Below are 6,465 nucleotides of genomic sequence, written 5' to 3' on the forward strand. Positions count from 1 at the left end.
TTACTATTACTACTATATTTTTAATATTATCTAACCTAATCTATACCTATAAAACCTTGTGGATAAAAAGGAGGATTTTAAATGAAATTTATATGCGGAAAAAGTACTTTACAAGAAGCAGTAGGTGTTGCACAAAAAGCAGTTACTGGTAAATCAACAATGAATATTCTAGAGGGAATTTTAATAATAGCTAAAGAAAATGAAATTACTCTAATTGGATCAGATATAGATTTAAGTATTGAAACTAAAATTAAAGCTGAAGTTATAGAAGAAGGTAGAGCAGTACTTGATTCTAAGCTTTTTGGTGAAATAATTAAGAAGTTACCAAATGATGAAGTTGAAATAACAACTGGTGATAACAACTCAGTAGAAATAATCTGCCAAAAATCAAAAGCAGTTTTAAAATATATGAGTGCTGATGACTTTCCAAGTCTTCCAAGCATTGATGAGAATATGTTATTTTCAATACCTCAAGGCATTTTAAAGAACATGATAAGAGGTACAATTTTTGCAACAGCTCAAGATGAAATAAGACCAATACTTACTGGAGTGCTGTTTGAAGTAAAAAATGGAAGACTTAATCTTGTTGCTTTAGATGGATTAAGATTAGCCTTAAAAAGCGAGGCTTTAGAAAACGATAATACTATTAGCTCAGTAATACCTGGAAAATCATTAGGGGAAGTTGCTAAAATTCTTGAGGATTCAGAAGAAAATGTTAATATAACCTTTACTGCTAACCATATTCTATTTAATCTTGGAAAAACAAAAGTAATATCAAGATTACTTGAAGGTGACTTTATAAAATATGACTCAATTATTCCTTATGAATATAATCTTAAGGTTATTGCTAAAAGAGATGAACTTTTGGATTGTATAGAAAGAGCCTCACTTATGGCCAAAGAAGGAAATACAAATCTGGTAAAACTAGATATTAAAGACGACATCATAGTTATAACATCGGATTCTCAATTGGGAAAAGCAAGAGAAGAGCTTAATATAATTATGCAAGGTGAGCCGCTTCAAATTGCATTCAATGCAAAATTCCTTATCGATGCCTTCAAAATCATGGAGGAAGAGGAAATAATATTGGAGCTTTCAAGCAGCGTAAGTCCTTGTATTGTAAAAAATAGGAATAATGATAATTGTACTTATTTAGTATTACCTGTAAGATTTTTAAGTAACTAGTAGTTTTTTATATAATTTGAGGAATAATAGAAAAATAGATATAATATTAAGAGGAGGAAAACTGTAGCTTTATAAGCTACAGTTAAAATTATGAAAGAGGTAAAAATTAACACTGAAATAATTAAATTAGATGCATTTTTGAAATGGGCTGGAATAGTGGGCCAAGGATCGGAAGCTAAAATGTATATACAAAATGGCGAAGTAAAATTAAATGGTAATGTTGAAACACAAAGGGGAAAAAAGCTTACAAAGGGAGATATTATTGAATTTGAAGGAGAAAGCTATAAAATTGTTTAATTAATAAAATTTGTATAGAACTTATATTCTCCATTATTAAGGTATTTTATGATATAATATAATATAGAGGTTTTTATGTATATTAAAAATTTGCAGCTTAAAGATTTTAGAAATTATGAAGAACTTAATATTGAGCTAAATAATGGAGTTAATGTTTTTATTGGTGATAATGCTCAAGGAAAAACCAATATTCTTGAAAGCATATATTATTGCAGTTTAGCTAAATCACATAGAACAAGTAAAGATAAAGAACTTGTAAATTGGGATAAGTCGGAAGCATATATAAAGGCTTACATAGCTAAAAGCAGATTAGATAAAAAAATTGAAATAAAAATTCGCAGGGACAGCAAAAAAGGCATAAATATTAATTCTATTAAAATAAGCAAGATTGCAGAATTAATAGGTATTTTTAATGCAGTTCTATTTTCTCCTGAGGACCTAAAAATAGTTAAGGAATCTCCTTTGTTTAGAAGAAAATTTCTTGATATGGAGCTCTGTAAGCTGAATAGTAAATATTATCATAGCTTGGTTCAGTACAATAAGGCTCTTAATGAAAGAAATATAACTTTAAAAAAATGGGGTTCCAATCTTGAAAGTGTCATTGAAGTATACAATACTCAGCTGGCAAAGTACGGAAGTTATATAATAAGAGAGAGAGTAAAGTATATTGAAATGCTAAATGAAAAGGGAAAGCTAATCCATAAGGAAATAACCTCTGGTAACGAAGAAATTCAATTTGATTATACAACTAATTTAAAAGACATTGGAAATATTGAGCAAGAGCTAAAAGAAGCTTTAGATAAAAACATCAAACATGATTTCGAAAAAAAAACAACATCATACGGACCACATAGGGATGACTTTTCAATACGTATAAATGGAATAGATACAAGAAATTATGGTTCACAAGGACAACAAAGAACAGCTGTATTAACTATAAAATTCTCATCCCTTGAAATAATCAAGGATGAGACAGGGGAATACCCTGTGTTGCTTTTAGATGATGTATTGTCTGAACTAGATTTGAATAGGCAAAAATATATATTAAATTCAATAAACAATGTTCAAACCATAGTTACATGTACAGGAATAGAAAATATAAAGAGTTACCTTGATGAACATGCAAAAATATTTATTGTTGAGCATGGTAGAATAACTGAAGAATACATGCTAAGTAATCAGTAAATTACCAATATTGGTTTTTGCAATAAGAAGAGGTGAAAGGAGGATATAGATGTTTTTACATTTAGGAGAAAATGTAGTAGTTCCTATAAAAGATGTTATTGGAATATTTGATATGGAAACATCTATGTATAGTTCTGATACTATTCAATTTTTGAGAATGGCAGAAGAGGATGGTTTTGTTGAAAGAATTACTAATGAAAAACCAAAATCTTTTATAATTGCCGAAGTTGATAAAAAAAGTAAGGTTTTCTTGTCCCCAATTTCTTCAGCTACTTTAGGAAAGAGAACCTCAATGATATACAATGAGCCTTAGGAAATAGTTAGGAGGATACTCAATGTCAGATAGAAAAGAAACTTATGATGAGAGTCAAATACAGGTATTAGAAGGTTTAGAAGCGGTTAGAAAAAGACCTGGAATGTATATAGGTAGTACTAGTTCTAGAGGACTTCATCATCTTGTTTATGAAATTGTTGATAATAGTATTGATGAAGCTTTAGCAGGATTCTGTAAAAATATACAAGTATTTATCCATAAGGATAATTCAGTAACAGTTATTGATGATGGTAGAGGTATGCCTGTTGGAATACACCCAAAAATGGGAAAGCCTACTGTAGAAGTAATAATGACTGTGCTTCATGCTGGTGGAAAATTTGGCGGTGGCGGATATAAGGTCTCTGGTGGACTTCACGGAGTTGGTGCCTCTGTAGTTAATGCACTTTCAGAAGTATGTGAAGTTACAGTTAAAAGAGAAGGACATATATGGCAGCAAAGATTTAAAAGGGGTAAGGTAGATAGTGATTTTGAAAAAATAGGTGATAGTGAAGATCACGGAACAAAGATATACTTTAAACCAGATGCAGAAATATTTGATGAAACAGAGTATGACTATGATACTCTTGCTCAAAGATTAAGAGAATTAGCATTTTTAAATAAAGGTATTAGTATAAGCTTAAGCGATGAGAGAGATGGAAAAAAAGAGTTCTTTTTCTATGAAGGTGGTATTAAGGCTTTTGTAACTTACCTAAATAGAAACAAGGAAGTACTTTATCCAGCTCCAATATACGTAGAAGGAAAAAGAGAAGATTGTGCTGTAGAGATTGCTCTTCAGTATAATGATTCATATACAGAAAATATATTTGCATTTGCAAACAATATAGATACAATCGAGGGTGGAACACACTTAGTTGGATTTAAGGCTGCTCTTACAAGGGTGTTTAATGATTATGGTAAAAAATTTGGATACCTTAAGGAATCTGATAGAAATTTATCTGGTGATGATATAAGAGAAGGTCTAACTGCTGTAGTTTCAGTAAAATTATCTGAACCACAGTTCGAAGGACAAACTAAGACCAAGCTTGGAAACAGTGAGGTTAGAGGAATCGTAGATAGTATAGTTGCAGAAGGTGTAGGAAGTTTCCTTGAAGAAAATCCTAATGTAGCTAAGATCGTAATAGATAAGGCCCTTCTTGCATCAAGAGCAAGAGAGGCAGCAAGAAAAGCTAGAGAAATGACTAGAAAATCTGTACTTGAAAGATCAACATTACCAGGAAAGCTAGCTGATTGCTCATCAAAAGACCCAGAGGAATGTGAAATTTATATAGTTGAGGGAGATTCTGCAGGAGGTTCTGCAAAGCAAGGTAGAAATAGAAGATTCCAAGCAATTCTTCCACTTCGTGGCAAAATTATGAATGTTGAAAAACAAAGACTAGATAAGATATTAGGCTACGAAGAAATTAAATCTATGACAACTGCATTTGGTGCTGGTATAGGTAAAGATTTTGACGTTTCAAAATTAAGGTATAACAGAATAATTATTATGACAGATGCTGACGTAGACGGAGCACATATTAGAACTTTACTTCTTACCTTCTTCTACAGATACATGAAAGATTTAATAGAACAAGGTCATGTATATGCAGCTCAACCTCCTCTTTACAAGGTTACAAAGAGTAGAAAAGATTATTATGTTTATTCTGATAAAGAGTTAGAAAGATTACTGCTTGAAATTGGCGGTAAGGATAACAACACTATGATACAAAGATATAAGGGTCTTGGAGAAATGGATGCTGAACAGCTTTGGGATACTACTATGGATCCAGAAAAGAGAACCCTTGTTCAATTCAATGTAGAGGATGCTATAGCTGCTGATGAAATTTTCACTATTCTTATGGGGGATAAAGTAGAGCCTCGTAGAGAATTTATAAAGGAAAATGCTAAGAAGGTAGTAAACCTTGACGTATAAAGAGATAAAGAGGTGTAACAGATGAATAATGAGGGTAAGGTTTTATCAGTAGATATAAAACAAGAAATGAAACGCTGCTATATAGATTATGCTATGAGTGTTATTGTTGGGCGTGCATTACCTGACGTTAGAGATGGACTTAAGCCTGTACATAGAAGAATACTTTATTCTATGCATGAGCTTGGTTTAACTCCAGATAAGGGATATAGAAAATGTGCCAAGGTTGTTGGAGACGTTCTAGGAAAATATCACCCACATGGTGATACAGCAGTTTATGATGCACTAGTTAGATTAGCTCAGGACTTTTCTATAAGATATACTCTTGTAGATGGGCATGGTAATTTTGGTTCTGTTGATGGTGACGGTGCTGCAGCAATGCGTTATACAGAAGCTAAGATGGATAAAATTACACTAGAGCTTTTAAGAGATATAAACAAGGATACTGTAGATTTTATTCCTAACTTTGATGGTGAGGAAAAAGAACCTGTAGTACTTCCATCAAGATTTCCAAACCTTTTAGTTAATGGATCAGCTGGTATAGCTGTAGGTATGGCTACTAATATTCCGCCACATAACCTAGGAGAGGTTATTGATGGTGTATTGATGCTTATAGAAAACCCTGAAACAACAGTAGTAGAGCTTATGACCCACATAAAAGGACCAGACTTTCCTACAGCTGGAATAATAATGGGCACAAATGGCATAAGAGAAGCATATGAAACTGGAAGAGGAAAAGTAATAGTAAGGGCTAAAACTGAGATAGAAGAAGAAAAAGGAAGACATAAAATAATTGTTAATGAGCTTCCTTATCAGGTTAATAAAGCTAAGCTTGTAGAAAATATAGCTGAACTTGTTAAAGATAAAAAGATAGAAGGAATATCAGATCTTAGAGATGAATCAGACCGTGAAGGTATGAGGATAGTTATAGAGCTTAAAAAAGATGCAAATGCAAATGTAATTTTAAATCAGCTTTATAAGCATACTAAGCTTCAAGATACCTTTGGTATAATTATGATTGCTCTAGTTAATGGTGAACCTGAAACTTTAAATTTAAAACAAGTTTTAGTTCATTACCTAGACTTCCAAAAAGAAGTTATAAGAAGAAGAACTAAATTTGAACTTGATAAGGCTGCAGCAAGAGCTCATATCTTAGAAGGTTTAAGAATAGCACTTGATCATATAGATGAGGTAATAAGCCTTATTAGGTCATCTAAAACAGCTGAAGAAGCAAGAAATGGGCTTATGTCAAGATTTGGACTTTCAGAGAAGCAAGCACAGGCTATTCTTGATATGAGATTGCAAAGACTTACAGGTTTAGAAAGAGAAAAGATTGAGAATGAATACAATGAATTAATGCAGCTTATAGCGAGACTTAAAGAAATACTAGATAAAGAAGAGTTAGTTTTAGGAATAATTAGAGATGAATTGTTAGAAATAAGAGCAAGGTTCGCTGATGAGAGAAGAACTGCTATTGTAAAGAATCATGATGAAATAGACATAGAAGATCTTATACAAGAACAAAATGTAGTTATAACGCTTACTCATGCAGGATATG

At 32.0% G+C, this 6,465-nt stretch carries 6 protein-coding genes (1 of these 6 cut by a window edge); all 6 read left to right on the forward strand.

Translation table 11 applies throughout. The features are described 5' to 3' along the window. The first annotated feature begins 81 nt into the window (after window positions 1-81). A complete protein-coding gene (dnaN, locus tag bsdE14_RS09705; RefSeq protein ID WP_264849734.1) occupies window positions 82-1,185 on the forward strand; it encodes a DNA polymerase III subunit beta in 1,104 nt (367 codons plus the stop codon). A gap of 90 nt (window positions 1,186-1,275) precedes the next feature. Continuing rightward, window positions 1,276-1,482, forward strand: a complete 207-nt coding sequence (yaaA, locus tag bsdE14_RS09710; RefSeq protein WP_264849735.1) for a S4 domain-containing protein YaaA — start codon at window positions 1,276-1,278, stop codon at window positions 1,480-1,482. A gap of 75 nt (window positions 1,483-1,557) precedes the next feature. Further along, window positions 1,558-2,667 carry a DNA replication/repair protein RecF gene (gene recF, locus bsdE14_RS09715; protein WP_264849736.1) on the forward strand — a complete coding sequence of 370 codons (1,110 nt, stop codon included), beginning with the start codon at window positions 1,558-1,560 and terminating at the stop codon, window positions 2,665-2,667. A 49-nt stretch (window positions 2,668-2,716) separates the two neighbouring features. Next, window positions 2,717-2,980, forward strand: a complete 264-nt coding sequence (gene remB, locus bsdE14_RS09720; RefSeq protein WP_264849737.1) for an extracellular matrix regulator RemB — start codon at window positions 2,717-2,719, stop codon at window positions 2,978-2,980. A gap of 22 nt (window positions 2,981-3,002) precedes the next feature. Then, complete coding sequence (gyrB, locus tag bsdE14_RS09725) at window positions 3,003-4,910, forward strand: DNA topoisomerase (ATP-hydrolyzing) subunit B (RefSeq protein WP_264849738.1); 1,908 nt, start codon at window positions 3,003-3,005, stop codon at window positions 4,908-4,910. Between the two features lie 21 nt (window positions 4,911-4,931). Continuing rightward, window positions 4,932-6,465, forward strand: partial view of a DNA gyrase subunit A gene (gene gyrA, locus bsdE14_RS09730; RefSeq protein ID WP_264849739.1) — the 5' portion only. The gene runs 980 nt beyond the window's last position; only the first 1,534 of its 2,514 coding nucleotides appear in the window; its start codon is at window positions 4,932-4,934; its stop codon lies off the right edge, out of view.

The sequence above is a fragment of the Clostridium omnivorum genome (assembly GCF_026012015.1).
Taxonomy (GTDB): Bacteria; Bacillota; Clostridia; order Clostridiales; family Clostridiaceae; genus Clostridium_AX; species Clostridium_AX omnivorum.